18 protein-coding genes are annotated in these 16880 nt (G+C 72.6%); 9 read left to right on the top strand and 9 right to left on the bottom strand.

Annotation, left to right across the window (positions count from 1 at the left end; genetic code table 11):
- From QCZ28_RS14355 to QCZ28_RS14340, 4 genes are read right to left on the bottom strand one after another with little or no spacing between them, the layout of a single operon-like run.
- Positions 1-189, bottom strand: coding sequence for a hypothetical protein (locus tag QCZ28_RS14355; protein ID WP_279517123.1), 189 nt, complete (start codon positions 187-189; stop codon positions 1-3).
- A complete protein-coding gene (locus tag QCZ28_RS14350; RefSeq protein WP_279517122.1) occupies positions 168-1031 on the bottom strand; it encodes a hypothetical protein in 864 nt (287 codons plus the stop codon). The genes QCZ28_RS14355 and QCZ28_RS14350 overlap by 22 nt, the downstream gene beginning before the upstream one ends.
- A 42-nt stretch (positions 1032-1073) precedes the next feature.
- Positions 1074-3497, bottom strand: coding sequence for an ABC transporter permease (locus tag QCZ28_RS14345; RefSeq protein ID WP_279517121.1), 2424 nt, complete (start codon positions 3495-3497; stop codon positions 1074-1076).
- On the bottom strand, positions 3491-4240 hold the full coding sequence (locus tag QCZ28_RS14340; RefSeq protein WP_279517120.1) for an ABC transporter ATP-binding protein: 750 nt from the start codon (positions 4238-4240) through the stop codon (positions 3491-3493). The genes QCZ28_RS14345 and QCZ28_RS14340 overlap by 7 nt, the downstream gene beginning before the upstream one ends.
- Before the next feature lie 169 nt (positions 4241-4409).
- Here QCZ28_RS14340 and QCZ28_RS14335 point away from each other — a divergent pair, with 169 nt between their 5' ends.
- Genes QCZ28_RS14335 through QCZ28_RS14325 form a run of 3 tightly spaced genes read left to right on the top strand, consistent with a single transcriptional unit; the run spans position 4410 to position 6804 of the window.
- Positions 4410-5567: a sensor histidine kinase gene (locus QCZ28_RS14335; RefSeq protein WP_279517119.1), complete on the top strand. Its 1158-nt coding sequence runs from the start codon at positions 4410-4412 to the stop codon at positions 5565-5567.
- A complete protein-coding gene (locus tag QCZ28_RS14330) occupies positions 5564-6232 on the top strand; it encodes a response regulator transcription factor (RefSeq protein WP_279517118.1) in 669 nt (222 codons plus the stop codon). Before QCZ28_RS14335 ends, QCZ28_RS14330 begins: the two co-directional genes overlap by 4 nt.
- A 29-nt stretch (positions 6233-6261) precedes the next feature.
- The gene (locus tag QCZ28_RS14325; protein WP_279517117.1) at positions 6262-6804 is read left to right on the top strand and encodes a DUF1697 domain-containing protein; all 543 of its coding nucleotides are present in this window, start codon (positions 6262-6264) and stop codon (positions 6802-6804) included.
- A gap of 42 nt (positions 6805-6846) precedes the next feature.
- On the opposite strand, the gene QCZ28_RS14320 is transcribed toward QCZ28_RS14325, so the two are convergent.
- Positions 6847-7824: an MBL fold metallo-hydrolase gene (locus QCZ28_RS14320; RefSeq protein WP_279517116.1), complete on the bottom strand. Its 978-nt coding sequence runs from the start codon at positions 7822-7824 to the stop codon at positions 6847-6849.
- A gap of 153 nt (positions 7825-7977) precedes the next feature.
- The gene (locus QCZ28_RS14315; protein WP_279517115.1) at positions 7978-8898 is read right to left on the bottom strand and encodes a class A beta-lactamase-related serine hydrolase; all 921 of its coding nucleotides are present in this window, start codon (positions 8896-8898) and stop codon (positions 7978-7980) included.
- Positions 8899-8950: 52 nt separating this feature from the next.
- On the opposite strand from QCZ28_RS14315, the gene QCZ28_RS14310 reads away from it, so the two are divergent.
- Together QCZ28_RS14310 and QCZ28_RS14305 are read left to right on the top strand one after the other, a co-directional pair.
- The gene (locus tag QCZ28_RS14310) at positions 8951-9910 is read left to right on the top strand and encodes a LysR substrate-binding domain-containing protein (RefSeq protein WP_279517114.1); all 960 of its coding nucleotides are present in this window, start codon (positions 8951-8953) and stop codon (positions 9908-9910) included.
- 98 nt (positions 9911-10008) lie between these two features.
- Positions 10009-10860, top strand: coding sequence for an aldo/keto reductase (locus tag QCZ28_RS14305; RefSeq protein WP_279517113.1), 852 nt, complete (start codon positions 10009-10011; stop codon positions 10858-10860).
- A gap of 94 nt (positions 10861-10954) precedes the next feature.
- Here QCZ28_RS14305 and QCZ28_RS14300 read toward each other — a convergent pair whose 3' ends face one another.
- Complete coding sequence (locus QCZ28_RS14300; protein ID WP_279517112.1) at positions 10955-11797, bottom strand: helix-turn-helix transcriptional regulator; 843 nt, start codon at positions 11795-11797, stop codon at positions 10955-10957.
- Between the two features lie 102 nt (positions 11798-11899).
- On the opposite strand from QCZ28_RS14300, the gene QCZ28_RS14295 reads away from it, so the two are divergent.
- Complete coding sequence (locus QCZ28_RS14295; RefSeq protein WP_279517111.1) at positions 11900-12652, top strand: SDR family oxidoreductase; 753 nt, start codon at positions 11900-11902, stop codon at positions 12650-12652.
- A gap of 27 nt (positions 12653-12679) precedes the next feature.
- Here QCZ28_RS14295 and QCZ28_RS14290 read toward each other — a convergent pair whose 3' ends face one another.
- Positions 12680-13195: a GNAT family N-acetyltransferase gene (locus QCZ28_RS14290; protein WP_279517110.1), complete on the bottom strand. Its 516-nt coding sequence runs from the start codon at positions 13193-13195 to the stop codon at positions 12680-12682.
- Between the two features lie 131 nt (positions 13196-13326).
- Here QCZ28_RS14290 and QCZ28_RS14285 point away from each other — a divergent pair, with 131 nt between their 5' ends.
- The 3 genes from QCZ28_RS14285 to QCZ28_RS14275 are packed head-to-tail and all read left to right on the top strand — an operon-like array spanning position 13327 to position 15776.
- A complete protein-coding gene (locus QCZ28_RS14285) occupies positions 13327-13881 on the top strand; it encodes an NAD(P)H-dependent oxidoreductase (protein ID WP_279517109.1) in 555 nt (184 codons plus the stop codon).
- Between the two features lie 27 nt (positions 13882-13908).
- Positions 13909-14922 (top strand): ATP-binding cassette domain-containing protein, encoded by a 1014-nt coding sequence (locus QCZ28_RS14280; protein ID WP_279517108.1) that lies wholly within the window; start codon positions 13909-13911, stop codon positions 14920-14922.
- A complete protein-coding gene (locus QCZ28_RS14275) occupies positions 14919-15776 on the top strand; it encodes an ABC transporter permease (RefSeq protein WP_279517107.1) in 858 nt (285 codons plus the stop codon). Before QCZ28_RS14280 ends, QCZ28_RS14275 begins: the two co-directional genes overlap by 4 nt.
- A 64-nt stretch (positions 15777-15840) precedes the next feature.
- Here QCZ28_RS14275 and QCZ28_RS14270 read toward each other — a convergent pair whose 3' ends face one another.
- Positions 15841-16746 (bottom strand): AraC family transcriptional regulator, encoded by a 906-nt coding sequence (locus tag QCZ28_RS14270; protein ID WP_279517106.1) that lies wholly within the window; start codon positions 16744-16746, stop codon positions 15841-15843.
- Positions 16747-16880 lie beyond the last annotated feature (134 nt).

Raw genomic sequence — 16880 nt, 5'->3', positions numbered from 1 at the left:
CTACCGGAGCTGCCGGCGGTCGTCGATGCTCGGCCGGGCCAGCAGCACCGCCATTCCCAGCCCGGCGAGCAGCCCGGCCAGGGAGAGCAGCAGATCGGAGTCGGCGGCGTTGATCGGGCTGTTGCCGGCCAACGAGGTGAACGCCGCGCCGATCGGCAGCACGATCATCATGGGGACGGCAGTGGCCACCAGAAACACCACCGGGCCCACCAACGCGATGAGAGCCGCCACGCCGTGGTGCCACCAGACCGGCGGCCGCCCGGCCAGTCCCAGGCCAGCAGGGTGACCCCGGTGAGCAGCACCGCACCGAGCGCGGCCTCCGGCAGGAGTCGTTCACCGGGCGCGGCGGCACGAACCAGCCCGACCCCGAGCAGGGCGGCCACCGTGACTCCGGCCGCCAACACGACGCGGGCCCGGGTCCGCGCCGGAGCCGCCGCCAGCCCGGCGCCGACCGCCACGGCCACCAGCAGCGCCGCCGTGGCCAGGGCGCCCTGGTTCAGCTCCGGCTCCCGGTCGGTCGGTGACTCCATCGCGGCCGCCACCAGCGTCAGCACCCCGGCCACGCAGGCCGCGCCGGTCAGCACCCGCCGGTCGGTGGCCGCAGGCGCGCCGCGCTCCCGCTGTGGCCGGCCAGGCTCGCGCGCCGACGACAGGCGGCGCTCCCACCACAGCGGAACCGCCGCGACCACGCCGAGCACGGCGCAACCGCCGACGGCGAGCAGCACCGTCGCGTCGACGCCGATCGGGTCGACCCGGTCGATCGCCACGTCAGCGGCGACCCAGCAGCCACCCAGCAGCACCGCCGGGCCGCTCCACCGCAGCTGGCCGCGCCCGGCCAGCACCAACCCGAGCGACACCGCCATGATCGCCATGAACCGCAGGTCGCGCGCCCAGTAGGCGTTGTTGCCCGGCAGCCGCTCCGACCACGGGCCGATCGGCTCGGTCAGCGGTTGCCACCTGGTCATGCCGTACGCCCAGAGCAGCACGGCGACGGCGGAGAGGAACAGCCCGACCGGGCGCGCGGATCGCATCCATGGACGGTAACGGCCGGCCGGGCACCTCGGGGGGCGCGGTCATCCGCCGACCGGTGACCGGGCGGGGCGGTGACGCAGCAACCGCCACGTCGGCAGCACACTCGACAGCACCGCGAGCAGCAGGCACAACCCCACCACCCCGGCGACCACCGGCCACGGCACCACCAGGTCGACGGGGGCACCGACCTGCTCGGCGAGGCCGGCACGGACGCTGAGCAGGCCGACGAACGCGACAGCCCCACCCAGCAGGGCGCCGATCAGCACCACCAGTGCGGACTCGGCGGTGACCAGCCAGATGACCTGCCGTCGGGTCGCCCCGGCCATCCGGATCAGCCGCAGGTCGGCGGCGCGGCCGGCGGCGGCCAGCAGCAGCGTGTTGGCCACCGCGATGGCACCGTAACCGGCCGACACCCCGATCAGCAGCAGTGTGAAGAGCCAGACGAGACGGTCCTCGGCGGCGTCCGCCTCGGCCGCCCAACCCGGGACGTCGAGGATCCGCGCGCCGACGGGCGGATCGATCCGGTCCCGCACGTACACGGTGGAGGTCAGCGCCGACGGGTCGTGCGCCCGCACCACGGCCCGGGGTACGAGCAGGTCGCCGGGGATCGAGGTGTCGGTGACCACGGCGACGACGCGCAACGGCACCGACGTCCCGTCGGCGAAGACCACCGGGTACGGCTCGGACGGCAGCAGGTTCGCCGACGCGGTGACCACCACGGTGTCGTCGCCCGTCAGGTCGTCCAGCGAGCCGGCGACGACGGTGAGTACCCGGTTCGCGGCGGCGAAGCCCTCCGGCTCCACGCCCAGCGCCGTCAGCGGCCGGTCCTTCGGCGGTGTCGCGGGGTCGGTGCGGTAGACGGTGGTGGGCAGGAGCGCGGTGCCACCGGTCGCGGCGACGGTCCGGTCGGACAGGCCGGGCGCACGGTCCGGCACGACGATCCAGCCGGCGTTCACGTTGTCCGCCCGACCGGCCGCGTACGCGGCGCTGGTGGTGCGCACCATTCCGGACACCAGCACGGCGAACGCGACGGTGAGCAGCACCGGCGCGGCGATGGCGGCGGTCCGCCGGGTCGCTGTCAACGCCCCGCCCCGGACCAGCATCCCGATCGCGCCACCGGGCCGACGCACCGGGGAACGCAGCAGCCGCACCAGCGGCCCGACCACCACCGGGGCGAGCACTGTGGCACCGGCCACCAGGGCCATCACCGCGTAGAGCGCGTACTGCGCCGCCACCCGGGCCTCGTCGGCGGTCGCCGTGCCGACACTGAGCGCCGCCCCCGCCGCGAGGAGCACCGTCCCGGTGGCGGCGCGCGGCCGGCCGATCGGTCGCTGTTCCACAGCGGCCTCGCGGAGCGCCTCCAACGGGCGGGCCCGGGCCGCTCGGCGGGACGCCGACCAGACCGCCAGCACCGCGATCACCGGCCCGGCGGCGAGCGACACCGCCACCGGCCAGAGTTCGTAGCGGACCCGGAAGGTCGACGGTTCGTAGCCGACCTCCACGAGCAGCCGGCCCAGCACCGGGGCGAGCGCCGCGCCCAGCAGCAGGCCGACCAGCCCCGCCGAGGCGCCGACGACGATCGCCTCCGCGCCCACCATGCGGCGGACCTGGCGGCCGGTGGCGCCGACCGCGCGCAGCAGACCCAACTCCCGGCGGCGCTGCGCGACGGTGAACGCGAAAGTCGAGGAGACCACGAACACCGTGACGAAGCCGGCGAGAGCCGCCGTGGCGGTGAGCACCTGCATGCCGATCCACCGGGTACGGGCGTCGCCGGGCGGCTCCAGCACCCCCCGGGCGGCACCGGTGAGCACCCGCCCGTCGCCGCCGACGACCCCGCGCGCCGCCGTGGCGACCCGCTCGGGGTCGGCCCCCGGGGCGAGTACCAGCCCGATGGCCCGGACGCCGGGTGCGAGGGCGGCGGCGACCTCGTCGGCGACGTGGACGCCGGGCCCGTCGACCAGACCGGTGACGGTGTACGGCTCGGGGCCGACGGCGGTCAGCACGGTGACCGGTGCGCCGACGCCCAACCCGAGCGCGCGGTCGACGACCACCTCGCCGGCCCGGCGGGGTGGCTCGCCCGCCGTGAGGCGCAGCCCACCCAGTTGGGCGCTGGACCAGCCGTGCCCCTGGCGGGCGTCCTCCCGCCCGCTGTCGGCGGCCGAGGGTCGACCGTCCACGAGCGGCTGCGCGTAGAAGGTGCGGTCCGGCACCGCCGCCACGACGTCCGGCAGACCGGACAGCCGGCCGACCAGCCCGGCCGCGACGGTGGCGGACCAGGGCCGGGTCGGCACGAACTGGTCGGCCGACGCGCCCGCCTCGGGGCTGCGCACCACGACCGCCGCCCCCGCCAGCCGGTCCGGCACCTGCGGGCGGCCGGAGGCGAGCAGCAGGGTGGCCGCCGCGACCAGCGTGACCCCGATGGCGACGGCCACGAACGCACTGGCCGAGCGGCGGACGCTCAGCACGACGACTCCGCGACGATCTCCCGCTCGGCGATCCGGGCCGCGACGGCGGCGGCGGTGATCCCGCCGGTCAACTCGTCGACGACCCGGCCGTCGGCGAGCAGAAGCACCCGGTCGGCGTACGCGGCGGCGGCCGGATCGTGGGTCACCATCACCACCGTCTGCCCGTGGTCGTCGACGAGCGCGCGCAGCAGCCGAAGCACCTGCCGGGAGGACGCGCTGTCCAGCGCCCCGGTCGGTTCGTCGGCGAAGACCACCGCCGGGCGGGTGATCAACGCTCGGGCCACGGCGACGCGCTGCTGTTCACCGCCGGACAGCTCACTCGGCCGGTGCCCGGCCCGGTCGGCGAGTCCGACGGCGTCGAGGGCGGCGGTGACGTCCCCGGCCGGCGGGCGGCGACGGGCCAGGCGCGACGGCAACTCGACGTTCTGAGCGGCGGTCAGTGTGGACACGAGGTTGAACGCCTGGAAGACGAAGCCGATCCGGTCGCGCCGCAGCCGGGTCAGCTCGTCCTCGCCGAGGTCGTCGAGGCGGGTGCCGTCGATCGTGACACTCCCCTCGGTCGGGCGGTCCAACCCCGCCGCGCAGTGCAGCAGGGTGGACTTCCCCGAGCCCGAGGGGCCCATCACCGCCGTGAACGTGCCGCTCGTGAAGCTGGTGGTCACGCCGTCGAGCGCCGTCACCCGCCGGGTGCCGGTGCCGTACACCGCGCGCAACCCCGTCACTGTCACCGTGTCTGTGGTCATGACCGTTTACGGTGCCGAACGCCGGGGTGCGGCGCGTCGTGCCGGGGCCGGCACTTGCCAACCCTCCCCGGGGTGGAGCCGGCGGCCCGGCAGCGCCGGCACGTCGTCCCCGGGGATGACCACCCGCGGGTGGACGCGGCCGGCCCGGCCGGCCGTTACCGTTCGACGGGTGACCGCTCTGCTGTTGACCCGACGGATGCGGCCGGTGGACCTGTACACAGTGGATGTGTTGCTGGCGCTGGCCGTGGGCGGGGCACTCTGCCCGTACGCGGCGTTGGAGTCGCCGTTGCACGGTGGCGTACACGAGCCGCTCTGGGTGTCCGTGCTGGTCGGCATGGCCCTGGGGCTGCCGTTGGCGGTCCGCCGCCGTTGGCCGGTGACGGTGGCCGCGGCGATCAGCTCCGTCGCCACCGTCGCCCTGATCACTGGGGTGATACCCAACTTCGCGGCCGCCGCGCCGGCGTTCGCCATCGGCCTGGCCTTCTACACGGTGGCCGTGTCGACGCCCACCCGTCGGTCGATGCTGTGCGCCGCCGGTTGTCTCGCACTGGTGAGCGTCGCCCTGGTGCTGACCGCTGGCGATCTCTGGTCGCGTACCGGCGCTGTCGTCTACGCCACCGTCATGATCGCGCCGGCCTGGGTGATCGGCTGGCTGATCCGGGAGCGACGCGCCCTCGCCGCCCGGCAGAGCGACCAGTTGGTCCGTCAGGCCGCCACCGAGGAGCGGTTGCGGGTGGCGCGCGAGCTGCACGACGTGGTCGCGCACACGCTGAGCCTCATCGTGGTGAAGGCGGCCGTCGCCAACCACGTCGCCGAGGCCGACCCCCGGGAGGCGGGAGCCGCGCTGCGGGTCATCGAGGAGACCGGCCGCACCGCCCTGACCGACGTGCGTCGCGTGCTCGGCGTCCTGCGTGCGGACAGCCCGTACGCCCCGACGCCCGGGCTGGACGAGCTGCCCGCCCTCGCCCGGCAGGCGGCGATCGGCGGGGTCGACGTGCAGCTCGACGTACGACGGGAGGAGCCGGCCGGCGCGGTGCCGGAGTCGGTGGGCCTCGCGGTGTACCGGATCGTGCAGGAGGCGGTGACGAACGTGGTGAAACACGCGGCGCCGGCCGAGTGCCGGGCCACGGTGACCGTCCGGCCCGACGAGGTGCGGGTGGAGGTGACCGACGACGGGCGGCGGCCGGTCCTGCTCGGCGGGGAGGGGCACGGGTTGATCGGCATGCGGGAACGGGTGGCGTTGCACGGCGGGGAGTTCCGCGCCGGCCCACGCGCCGACGGTGGCTTCGCGGTGACAGCCAGCCTGCCCTACCGGGTGGCCGCGTGATCCGGGTGCTGATCGCCGACGACCAGGCGTTGCTGCGCGGCAGCTTCCGGCTGCTGGTCGATCTCAGCCCGGACTGCACCACAGTGGGCGAGGCGGGCACCGGCGCGCAGGCCGTGGCGTTGACCGGGCAGCACCGGCCGGATGTGGTGCTGATGGACGTCCGGATGCCGGAGATGGACGGCATCGAGGCGACCCGGCGGATCTGTGCCGACCCGGCGACGGCCGCCACCCGGGTCATCATCCTGACCACGTTCGACCTCGACGAGTACGTCTACGGGGCGCTGCGCGCCGGGGCCAGCGGGTTCCTGCTCAAGGACACCCCGCCGGCGGACCTGCTCACCGGGATCCGGGTGGTCGCCGCCGGGGAGGGGTTGCTCGCGCCGACGGTGACCCGCCGGCTGATCGACGAGTTCGCCCGGCGGCCGGAGCCGACCAGGCCGTTACCCCGGCGGCTCGACGGGGTTACCGACCGGGAACGGGAGGTGCTGGCGCTGATCGCCCGGGGCCTGTCCAACGCGGAGCTGGCCGCGCACCTGAACCTCAGCCAGGCCACCGTGAAGACGCACGTCGGGCGGCTGCTGACCAAGCTGGCGGTACGCGACCGGGCCCAACTGGTCATCGTCGCGTACGAGACGGGACTGGTCGGGCCGGGCGGCCTACGCTGAGCCGGTCGGCGCGCATCCGAGGAGGCACCATGACCCGTTACGTCGCCCTGCTGCGTGGGGTCAACGTCGGCGCCAACACCCGGCTGGCGATGGCCGACCTGCGCCGGATCGTCACCGACCTCGGTCACGAGGACGTCAGGACGTACCTGCAGAGCGGCAACGTGGCCTTCGGCAGCACGGTGCGCGACGCGGAGAAGTTGGCCGCCGGCATCGAGCGGGCGCTCACCGACGAGCTGGCGTTGACGGTGCCGGTGCTGGTGCGCAGCGGCCGGGAGCTGGCGGCGATCGCCGGCGGCAACCCGTACGCCGACCGGGAGGACGATCCGACCCGACTGCTGGTGGCCTTCCTCGCCACCGCGCCGGAGAAGTCCACGGTGGACGCGCTCGCCGTGCCCGGTGGCGAGAACGTGTCGTTCACGGTGACCGGCCGGGAGGTGTTCCTGCACTACGTCGACGGCGGTTACGGCCGGTCGAAGTTCACCAACGCGTACCTGGAGAAGAAGCTCGGCGTGGTGGCCACCACCCGTAACTGGAAGTCGGTGCGGGCCCTGGCGGAGATGACCGCCGGCTGAGCACGGTGGGGGTCGCGGCCCTGCGACCCCCACCCACGCTGCTCAGAAGTGGTACGCGGTCTCGTACTCGGGCACCAGGACCCGGCTGCGCGGCGAGATCCGGCGGATCGCCGCGATCATCTCGTTCAGCCGGGTGCGGTCGGTCGGGGCGACAGTCGGCGGGTTCCGCAGCTCTGTCTCGAAGTTGTCGTAGTGCACCGGCACCACGACCTTCGGGTAGTCGAGGCCGGCCAGCAGCCGGGGCAGGTAGTCGCCGGTGGTGGTGGCGTTCTGCATGGCCACCATCGCCACGTCGGGCGCGAGGCCGGTGAGATTCCGCTCGGCGACGTCGCTGGCCCCGGTGAAGTAGACCGACGGGCCTCCGTCGACCCGCAGCAGGTAGCCCAGCGTGTCACCCTCCGGCAGGTCAGCGATGGTGGCCGGCTGCGGCGGCGGGTTCACCAGCACCCCGGGAAAGGCCACCGAGTACGACGGGTTGCGGCTGTGCAGCGAGCCGACCACCTCGACGGTGTGGTCCCCGAAGTCCAGCACCTCGCCACCCTTGACGGCGCTGAGCTGCGTCGACGGCAACCCGTAGGCCAACCCCAGGTGGTACGCGGTCAGCGTGCCGAACACCCGCGCGCCGGTGCGCTTGGCGATGTACGGCACGTCCATGAAGTGGTCCCAGTGGGTGTGCGTGACGAGCACCGTCAGGGCCCTGTCGACGCGCGGGTCGATCACGTCGGTGCGCACTGTCAGCCGGGTCTGCGTGTTGAACGGGCCGGTGAACAGCCCGGTGTCGATGCGGCTGAGGAACGGGTCGACGAGGACGGTGCGGTCGCCGATGTCGACGCGCCAGCCGGCCGTACCCCACCAGCGGAAGCTGACCGCGCCCTTGCGGCGCGCGGTCGGCGCGGGGGCGGCGGTCGGGGGCGCGGCCTGGGCCGGGGTGGCGACGCCGGCGGCGAGGCCACCGGCGGAGACCAGGGCGGTGGTGGCGGCGGTGTCGCGCAGGAAGCGGCGACGGTCGAGGTTGGGCATGCGGATCTGCTCCCCGTGCTCGGGTGATCGGTCGACACGAGCCAACCAGCGCCACCCGGCCCCGGTCCAAGATCAAAGGCCGTCGGCTCCGATACGACGCCGCATATCGGACCTGCTCAGCGGCGGTGCGCCGACGCACCGACGGGCGGTAAATCAGTTACCCCGCAGCGCCTCGACGGCCGTCCGGGCGGCCTCCCCCATCGCCAGGTCCACGTCGATGCGGCGCGGGGCCAACTGTTCGGCACGGGCGAAGACGGCGATCGCGTACCGGCCGCCGTCGGGATACTCGGCGACGCCGGCCTCCAGGTGCAGCCCGGGCAGGGTGCCGGTCTTTCCGGACACCCGGACGCCGGGCGGGAAACCGGCGGCCAGCCGGGTCCAGAAGAGCTGCCGGGCCATCCAGGTGCGGACCATCGCGCACGCTGCGGGCGGCCCGGCCTCGTCCCGCCAGATCAGCGTGAGCAGCCGGGTGATCTCCCGGGCCGTGCTGGACGTGGTGCGCGCGGGGTCGAAGACCCGCATGGCCCGTACCCGCTCCGGCGGCAGGGTGGGAAAGATCCTGGCGAACTCCGCGTCGGTGCGCGCGCCCACGTCGGCGAGCATCACCTCGACCAGGTCCCGGGGGCCGCCGAGGACGCGGGTACGGGTCAGCCCCAGCTCGACCGCGAGGATCGGCAGCAGGTCCGGGCCGACCCGGCGCAGCAGCAGGTCGGCGGCGGTGTTGTCGCTGACCGACATGGCGAAGTAGGCGAGGTCGCGCAGCGACACCTCGGCGTCGTCGACGCAGCCCGCCAGACCCCACCCGCCGAGCCGGTCGGCGGCCGTGACCAGGACCCGCTCGGTCGGGTCCAGCTGACCGGCCTCGACCTGCCGGGCGAACTCCAGCACCAGCAGGATCTTGAAGATCGAGGCGATCACCACCTGTTCGTCGGCCCGCACCCCGACCTCGCTGCCGCCGGCCGGGCCGCCGTCGGGCTGCCCGCTCAGGTCGACGGCGTCCAGGTCCACGACGTGCAGGCTGGCCCTCACCGCGACGGCGGCGAAGATGCTCTCGATGCGTTCCTCCACGTCCACGCCAGCACGGTATCCAGCGACGCCGTGGCGGCGCTGGCGTAGGGTCCCGGCCGTGGACCTGCTCCGGCACCTGCGGCACTTCGTGGTGGTCGCACACGAACTGCACTTCGGGCGGGCCGCGGAGCTGCTCGGGATGGCCCAGCCGCCGCTGAGCCAGTCGATCCAGCGGCTGGAACGGGAGCTGACGGTCGAGCTGTTCGACCGCTCCCGCCGCCAGGTACGCCTGACCACCGCCGGTGAGCTGCTGCTCGGCGAGGCGGAGGAACTGCTCGCCGGCGAGGGGCGGCTCCGCAGCCTGATGGCCCAGATCCGCGCCGGTGAGCTGGGCGTACTGCGGGCCGGGGTGCCACCGGAGACGCCCGCTGTGACGCTGCGCTCGCTGTGGGACGGGCTCACCGCCCGGGCACCCGGGCTGGACGTGGAGCTGCACGAGCTGACCACCGCCGAGCAGGTGCGGATGCTCGCCGAGCGGACCCTGGACGTGGGGCTCGTGCATCACCCGGTGGCGGCGGACGGGTTACGTTTCGGCACTCCGGTCGACGTACCCCTGGGGGTGTTACTGCCGCGCACCTCGCCGCTGGCCCGCGGCCGTGGTGTGACGCTGGCGTCGCTCGCCGGTCTGGATCTGGTGGCCGCGCCCCGCGCCACCGCCCCCGGCTGGCACGATCACCTGCTGGCGGTGTGCCGGCAGCACGGTTGGCGCCCGACCCGGGTGCGCCCGGCCCGCAACCCGGAGTTCCTCTTCGGGTTGGTGCTGGCGGGCGGGGCGGTGGCAGTGGAACCGGCGGCGGTGGCCCGCCGGGAACCCCGAATGGCCTGGCGGCCGATCGTCGACGCGCCGCTGGCGAAACGCACCTCGGCGGCCTGGCCGGACCGGTCCGCGCACCCGGCGGCGGCGATGTTCGGCCAACTCGCCGCGGACGTGCTGGCCGAGCCCACCGCGCCCGAGCCGCCGTCGACGTCGACACCGGCGGCGCGGCCGTGGCCGGTGCTGTTCGACACGACCGGGTGAACCGATCCGCCGTTGCGTTCGTCACGCCGGGTTGAGCGGTGATCCGTCCACCTGCCCGGGTATGGATGACAGGTAGACGAAGACGCGAAGGAGCCGCAGTGGCAATCACGATTCCCGACATCAGCCTGAACGACGGCACCACCATTCCTCAGCTCGGCTTCGGGGTGTTCCAGATCGAGCCGAAGGACACCGTCGCGGCGGTGAGCACCGCGTTGGAGATCGGCTACCGGCACATCGACACCGCCGAGATGTACGGCAACGAGGCCGAGGTCGGCGAGGCGGTACGGATGTCCGGCCTGGACCGGGGCGCGGTCTACGTGACCAGCAAGCTGAACAACGGCTTCCACCGCCCCGACGACGCCCGCAGGGCGTTCGACTCGACGCTGGCGGCGCTGAAGATGGATTACATCGACCTGTTCCTGATCCACTGGCCGCTGCCGACCCTGTACGACGGTGACTACGTGTCGACCTGGAAGGTGCTGGAGGAGGTCCAGCGCGACGGTCGGGCCCGCTCGATCGGCGTGTCCAACTTCCAGGTGCCGCACCTGCAGCGGCTGGCCGACGAGGCGAGCGTCGTGCCGGCGGTCAACCAGATCGAGGCGCACCCGTACTTCACCAACGACGAGGTCCGCGCCTACGGCCGGGAGCACAACATCCTCACCGAGGCGTGGTCGCCCATCGCGCAGGGCAAGGTGCTCGGCGACCCGACGGTTGTCGACATCGCCGAGCAGCTCGGCCGGACCCCGGCGCAGGTGGTGCTCCGCTGGCACGTGCAGCGCGGCGACATCATCTTCCCGAAGTCGACCACCCCGAAGCGGATCGAGGAGAACACCCGGATCTTCGACTTCGAGCTGGACGACGTGGCGATGGAGCGGATCACCGAGCTGAACAAGGGCGAGGCCGGCCGGCAGGGCCCGAACCCGGACACCTTCGCCTACCTGCCCAACTGAGCCGAACCGCCGGTTCTCCGGCGGTGATGCTCCCGCGAGCGCCGTACCGCACAGTCATCGTGATGACTGTGCGGTACGGCGCTCTTCGGTGAGGTCAGGAGCCGACACGTTCGGCGATCCGGCGGAACGCCGCCTGGGTCGCCGAGCCGGGCTCGGGGACATAGACGATCATCCGCTGGTCGGTCTCCGGCACCAGCAGCACACGGCACTCGAACTCCAACGGCCCCAGCTCCGGGTGTGGCACCCGCTTCACTGTGGGACGGCGTTCCTTGACGTCGTGCTCGGCCCAGAGCTGAACGAACCGGGGCGAGGTGCCCAGCAGCTCGGTCACCAGCTCACGGATCGCCGGGTCGGCCGGGTAACGGCCGTAGGCGGCCCGCAGGTCCGCCACAGTGCCGCGGACGAACCGGAGTGTCTCGGCGTTGCTCCAGTGACTGCTGGTCGCCGGCTGCCGGAACGTCCAGCGGATCATGTTGCGGTCCGCGTCCGGCACGGCCGCGAGATCCCCCACGAAGTACGTGGCCAGCCGGTTCCAGGCCAGCACCTGGTACGCGGCGTCGACGAGGTATGCCGGGGTCTCGGTCATCGCGTCGATCAGGTGCCGCAGCCCCGGTGGCACCACCCGGCTCGGCCCGCCGGCCGGCGGCGCGGTCTCGCCGGCAACCCGGAACAGGTACTCCCGCTCGTCCCGGCTCAACAGCAGCGCCCGGGCCAGCGACGCGAGCACCTGCCGGGACGGGTGCGGCCCACGGCCCTGCTCAAGCCGGATGTAGTAGTCGATCGACATGCCGGCGAGCTGGGCGACCTCCTGCCGGCGCAGCCCGGGGGTGCGTCGGCGTTCGCCCTCGGGAAGCCCGACCTGTGCCGGGCGCAGCCGGGCGCGGCGGGTACGCAGGAACGCCGCCAGTTCGTCACGCCGCAGGCCGCTGCTCGTCATGTCCCCAGCATGCCCCCGCTACGGGCCGCCAGGGTGGTACCACCGGTCCCAGCCTCGGGCCGTCTCTCCCCGCAGACCGCCGACGCGGCCACGCTCGACGGCATGACGAACAAGATCGCCCTGATCACCGGGGCCAACAAGGGGATCGGCTTCGCCACCGCCCGGCAGCTCGGCGCCCTCGGCATGACCGTGCTGGTGGGCGCACGGGACGCCGAACGGGGTCGGGCAGCCGAACGGGAGCTGCGCGACGGCGGCGCGGACGCGGTGCTGGTGCCGCTCGACGTCACCGACGCCGAGTCGGTGACGGCCGCCGCGAAGCGGGTCGAGGCGGAGTACGGCCGGCTGGACGTGCTGATCAACAACGCCGGCATCGTCCTCGCCGACGGCGCGCGAGGGCTGCCCAGCGAGACGACGGTGGCGACGATGCGCCGGCTCTACGAGACGAACGTCTTCGGGGTGGTGACGGTGACCAACGCGCTGCTGCCGCTGCTGCGCCGGGCACCGGCCGCCAGAATCGTCAACGTGTCGAGCGAGGTCGGCTCGATCGCGGTGATGACCGACCCCGACGGCGCGCTGTTCGAGTTGACCTCCGTGCCGTACCCGTCGTCGAAGGCGGCGCTGAACATGCTCACCGCGATGTACGCCAAGGAGTTGCGGGACACCCCGATCACAGTGAACGCGGCGAACCCGGGCTACTGCGCCACCGACTTCAACGGCAACAGCGGCTTCCGTACCGCGGAGCAGGGCGCCGAGGTGAGCGTGCACCTGGCGACGCTGCCGGCCGACGGGCCGAGCGGGCTGCTCTGGGGCTACCAGATGGACGCCGGCGGCGGGTACGGCGTGCTGCCCTGGTGAGCCTGCCAGCCGGCCGTCCCGCCGATCTCAGCTCGCTGTCGGCGGGGCGGTCAGGTCGAGTTGCCAGTCGTTGGCGCGCATCATCCGCCCCGGCGGATATTCGAAACCGGTCTCACCGAGCAGTGTGAAACCCGCCTTGCGGCACACCGCGTTCGACGCGGGATTGTCCACCGAGGGGTAGGCGTGCGCGTAGCGCCGGTCCCGTCGGGCGCGAGCCACGTCCACCACCGCACGCACCGCCGTCGTGGCCAGCCCCATCCCCCGGTAGGCGGGCAGCACCGCCCAACCCAGCTCGTACACCGGTTGGTCGCGCCACTCCCGACCCCAGTAGCCGACGCTGCCCGCCCGCGCCCCGTCCGGCAGCACCAGCGTGAACATGCAGCCCTGCCCGGTGTCGGCGAAGTGCACGTACCGGTCGTGGCGGGCGAGCACCTGCTCGTCGGTCTCCGGGCCGCCGGTGTGCTTGCGGGTGTCCGGTGAGTTGAGCTGCCGCAGCAGGTCGAGGTCGTCCTCGTGCCACGGTTCGATGCGTACCTGGGCCATCCCGTTCCCCCGTCCGTCGACCCCAGTCAAGCCGATCCCACCGACATTCCGCCCCGAAACCGCGCCCGCTAGATCAGATCTAGCGGGCGCCTGCTGTCACCTCGCGCCTTCAGAATGGAAGGGGGGTGGCCATGACGCCGCTACGGATCGCCGTGATCGTCGGCAGCACGCGGGAGGGGCGGGTCGGCGACCGCCTCGCCACCTGGTTCGTCGAGCAGACCGGGCGGCACGACGACCTGGCGGTGACCGTCGTTGACCTGACCGGGTACGACTTCCCGGCCACCTACCCCGCCGAGCCGACCGCGCCGATCCGGGCGTTCGTTCGCGAGGTGGGCCGGGCGGACGCGTTCGTCGTGGTCACCCCCGAGTACAACCACAGCTTCCCGGCACCCTTGAAACAAGCCATCGACTACGCGTACGACGAGTGGCAGGCCAAACCCGTCGGCTTCGTGTCGTACGGCTGTCGGTCCACCGGCGGGCACGCCGTCGACCAGCTCCGCACCGTCTTCACCGCACTGCACGCGATGACGGTGCGCGACGTCGTCGGGATCGACCTGCTCGCCGGCGAGCCGACCGCCCGGTGCACCGACGAACTGCGCCGCGACGTCGACGCCCTGCTCGACCAGTTGCGCTGGTGGGGCCTGGCGCTGCGCGACGGCCGGGCGGCTCGACCCTACGTCTCCTGAACACGTCCACCACGAGAGGTAAGAATCATGAGTAGACGCACCACCGGCCTGGCCATCGAGGCCGAAGGGCTCACCCGCTCGTTCGGCGACACCCGGGCGCTGGCCGGCATCGACCTGCAGGTACCCGCCGGCACCGTCTACGGCCTGCTCGGCCCGAACGGCGCGGGCAAGACCACAGCCGTCCGGGTGCTCGCCACGTTGCTGCGACCCGACGGCGGTTCGGCCCGGGTCTTCGGGCACGACGTGGTCACCGAGGCCGACAAGGTCCGTTCCCGGGTCAGCCTCACCGGCCAGTACGCCTCCGTCGACGAGGACCTGACCGGTACGGAGAACCTGGTGCTCCTGGCCCGCCTGCTCGGCCTGCGCAAGCCGGCCGCCCGGGAGCGCGCGGCAGCGCTGCTCGCCGCGTTCGGGCTGACCGAGGCGAGTGACCGTCAGGTGAAGAAGTACTCGGGTGGGATGCGGCGACGCATCGACATCGCCGCGAGCATCCTGAACACCCCGGATCTGCTCTTCCTCGACGAGCCGACCACCGGCCTCGACCCGCGAAGCCGCAACCAGGTGTGGGAGATCGTCCGGGCGGTGGTGTCGCACGGCACGACGGTGCTGCTGACCACCCAGTACCTCGACGAGGCCGACCAGCTCGCCGGCCGGATCGCGGTCGTCGACCACGGCCGGGTGATCGCGGAGGGCACCCCGGGTGAGTTGAAGTCGTCGATCGGCTCGGGCACCGTCCACCTGCGACTGCGCGACCCGGGGCAGCGCCCCGACGCGGAACGGGTGCTCCGCGAGGCGCTCGGTGTGCCGGTGCAGCTCGCCGCCGATCCGGTGGCGTTGACCGCCCGCGTCGGCGAGGCCGGCACCGACCTCGACGCCAGCGCCCAGGCCGCCCGCGTGCTCAGCGACCTGGCCCGCGCCGGCATCGTGGTCGACAACTTCTCCCTCGGTCAGCCGAGCCTGGACGAGGTCTTCCTGGCCCTGACCGACCACCCCGCCGTGCCGACCGACGAGCGCGACGACGAGCTGGAGGCAGCCCGATGAGCGACACCACGACCACCACCACCGAACGGGCGCCGGCCGTCTACGTTCCGTCCGCCGAGGCACTGGCGACCGTCCTCGCGCCCGGAGCCCGACCTCCCCGGCCGAGCGCGCTGGGCGCGTCGATCACCTTCGGCTGGCGGGCCATGCTGAAGATCAAGCACGTGCCGGAGCAGCTCTTCGACGTGACCGCGTTCCCGATCATCATGGTGCTGATGTTCACGTACCTGTTCGGTGGCGCCCTCGCCGGCAGCCCGCGTGACTACCTGCAGTTCTTCCTGCCCGGCATCATGGTGACCAGCGTCGTCATGATCACCATGTACACCGGTGTCGGCCTCAACACCGACATCGAGAAGGGCATTTTCGACAGGTTCCGTACGCTGCCCGTCTGGCGCCCGGCCGCCCTGGTCGGCATGATCTTCGGCGACGTGCTGCGCTACATCCTCGCCGCACTGGTGATCCTGGGCCTCGGGCTGGTGCTCGGCTTCCGACCCGAGGGCGGGGCGCTCGGTGCCGCCGCCGGCATCGGGCTGCTGGTGATCTTCTCGTTCGCGTTCTCCTGGGTGTGGACGTTCTTCGGGCTGATCCTGCGCAGCGAGAAGTCGGTGATGGGGGTCAGCATGATGGTGCTGTTCCCGCTGACGTTCCTGAGCAACGTCTTCGTCGAGCCGAGCACCATGCCCGGCTGGCTCCAGGCGTTCGTGAAGGTCAACCCGGTGACGCAGCTGGTGGCCGCGATCCGGGGCGCGATGAGCGGCGAGTCGGACCCGTCGGCAACGATGTGGCTGCTTCTGTGGAGCGCCGGCTTCGTCCTCATCTTCGGCACCCTGACCATGTACAAGTACAACCGCCGCTGACAGTGCGACGGACGCCGCCACAGCCGTGGCGGCGTCCGTCCGTCGTTGGCGCGTCGGTATGCGGTCAGACGACCGCCGGCACCTCGGTTCGGCTGGTGCCGCGCAGACGGGTGGCGTCCTGGCTGGGCGGCGCGCCGAACTGGCGACGGTATTCGCGGCTGAACTGCGACGGGCTCTCGTAGCCGACCCGGATGCCGACCCCGGTGATGTCGTTGGGGTGGGTGGCGAGCAGGAGCCGGGCCTCCTGCAACCGGATCTGCTTCTGGAACTGGATCGGGCTCATCGCGGTCACCGCCTGAAAGTTGCGATAGAACGCCGAAACGCTCATCCCGGACAGCCTGGCCAGATCCTCCACCCGGAACGCCTGCGCGTAGTGGTCGCGGATCCACCGCACCGCCCGGGCGATGTGACTGAGGCTGCTGTCGGCCAGGCCCAGCTGCCGCACTGCGGCACCCTGCTCCCCACTGAGCAACAACCAGAGAATCTCCCGTTTGATCAGGGGTGCGAGCACCGTGACGTCGCGGGGCCGGTCCAGCAGTCGAAGCAGTCGGACCACCGCGTCGCCGAGCTCGTCGGGAGCGTCGCTGACCACCATCCCGGAGGGCGTTCCGCCGGACAGGGGTGGGAGGTCGCCCGGTGCCGCCTGCAGCAGCAACTCGGCGACCGTGGCCGGATGCAGCACCAGCCCGAACCCCAGTGCTGGCGAGTCGGCACTGGCCTGGGTGAACCGGCCGGTGACCGGCAGATCCACCGACGCGACAAGGTACTGGCCGGCCCGGTACTCGTACACGCGGTCACCCAGCGCCATGTGTTTGGCGCCTTGAGCGATGAGCGCCAGCACGGTGCCCGACATCGACGTGGTTGGCCCGGTCTGCTGGTCGACCTTCGAGATCAGCACCCCGTCGATGGGGGTGCGCATGTCCGGGTGGGCGTGGCGGGCCAGCAACGTCCGCAGCTCGTCGAGGTACACGGCCCGATTGAAGCACATGACCGATGCTCGTCACAACGAGAGAATCAGGCAAGGGCCAGAGAGCATCTGTCTAACGTTTCCGCTGGTGACGATGCTTTTATTGAAGTGTCAGTTTTCCGAGATCGCAGCAAGAG

The sequence above is a fragment of the Micromonospora sp. DH14 genome, assembly GCF_029809455.1.
GTDB classification, from domain to species: Bacteria; Actinomycetota; Actinomycetes; order Mycobacteriales; family Micromonosporaceae; genus Micromonospora; species Micromonospora parva.
Note: the sequence above shows the minus strand (reverse complement) of the source record. Positions and strands in the feature narration are given on the sequence as shown.

Excerpts from the sequence above, each read along its gene's own strand:
- QCZ28_RS14350 (WP_279517122.1), bottom strand. The coding sequence starts at position 1,031 with ATGCGATCCGCGCGCCCGGTCGGGCTGTTCCTCTCCGCCGTCGCCGTG.
- QCZ28_RS14285 (WP_279517109.1), top strand. The coding sequence starts at position 13,327 with ATGACGCCGCTACGGATCGCCGTGATCGTCGGCAGCACGCGGGAGGGG.
- QCZ28_RS14300 (WP_279517112.1), bottom strand. The coding sequence starts at position 11,797 with ATGACGAGCAGCGGCCTGCGGCGTGACGAACTGGCGGCGTTCCTGCGT.
- QCZ28_RS14280 (WP_279517108.1), top strand. The coding sequence starts at position 13,909 with ATGAGTAGACGCACCACCGGCCTGGCCATCGAGGCCGAAGGGCTCACC.
- QCZ28_RS14320 (WP_279517116.1), bottom strand. The coding sequence starts at position 7,824 with ATGCCCAACCTCGACCGTCGCCGCTTCCTGCGCGACACCGCCGCCACC.
- QCZ28_RS14290 (WP_279517110.1), bottom strand. The coding sequence starts at position 13,195 with ATGGCCCAGGTACGCATCGAACCGTGGCACGAGGACGACCTCGACCTG.
- QCZ28_RS14275 (WP_279517107.1), top strand. The coding sequence starts at position 14,919 with ATGAGCGACACCACGACCACCACCACCGAACGGGCGCCGGCCGTCTAC.
- QCZ28_RS14295 (WP_279517111.1), top strand. The coding sequence starts at position 11,900 with ATGACGAACAAGATCGCCCTGATCACCGGGGCCAACAAGGGGATCGGC.
- QCZ28_RS14325 (WP_279517117.1), top strand. The coding sequence starts at position 6,262 with ATGACCCGTTACGTCGCCCTGCTGCGTGGGGTCAACGTCGGCGCCAAC.
- QCZ28_RS14340 (WP_279517120.1), bottom strand. The coding sequence starts at position 4,240 with ATGACCACAGACACGGTGACAGTGACGGGGTTGCGCGCGGTGTACGGC.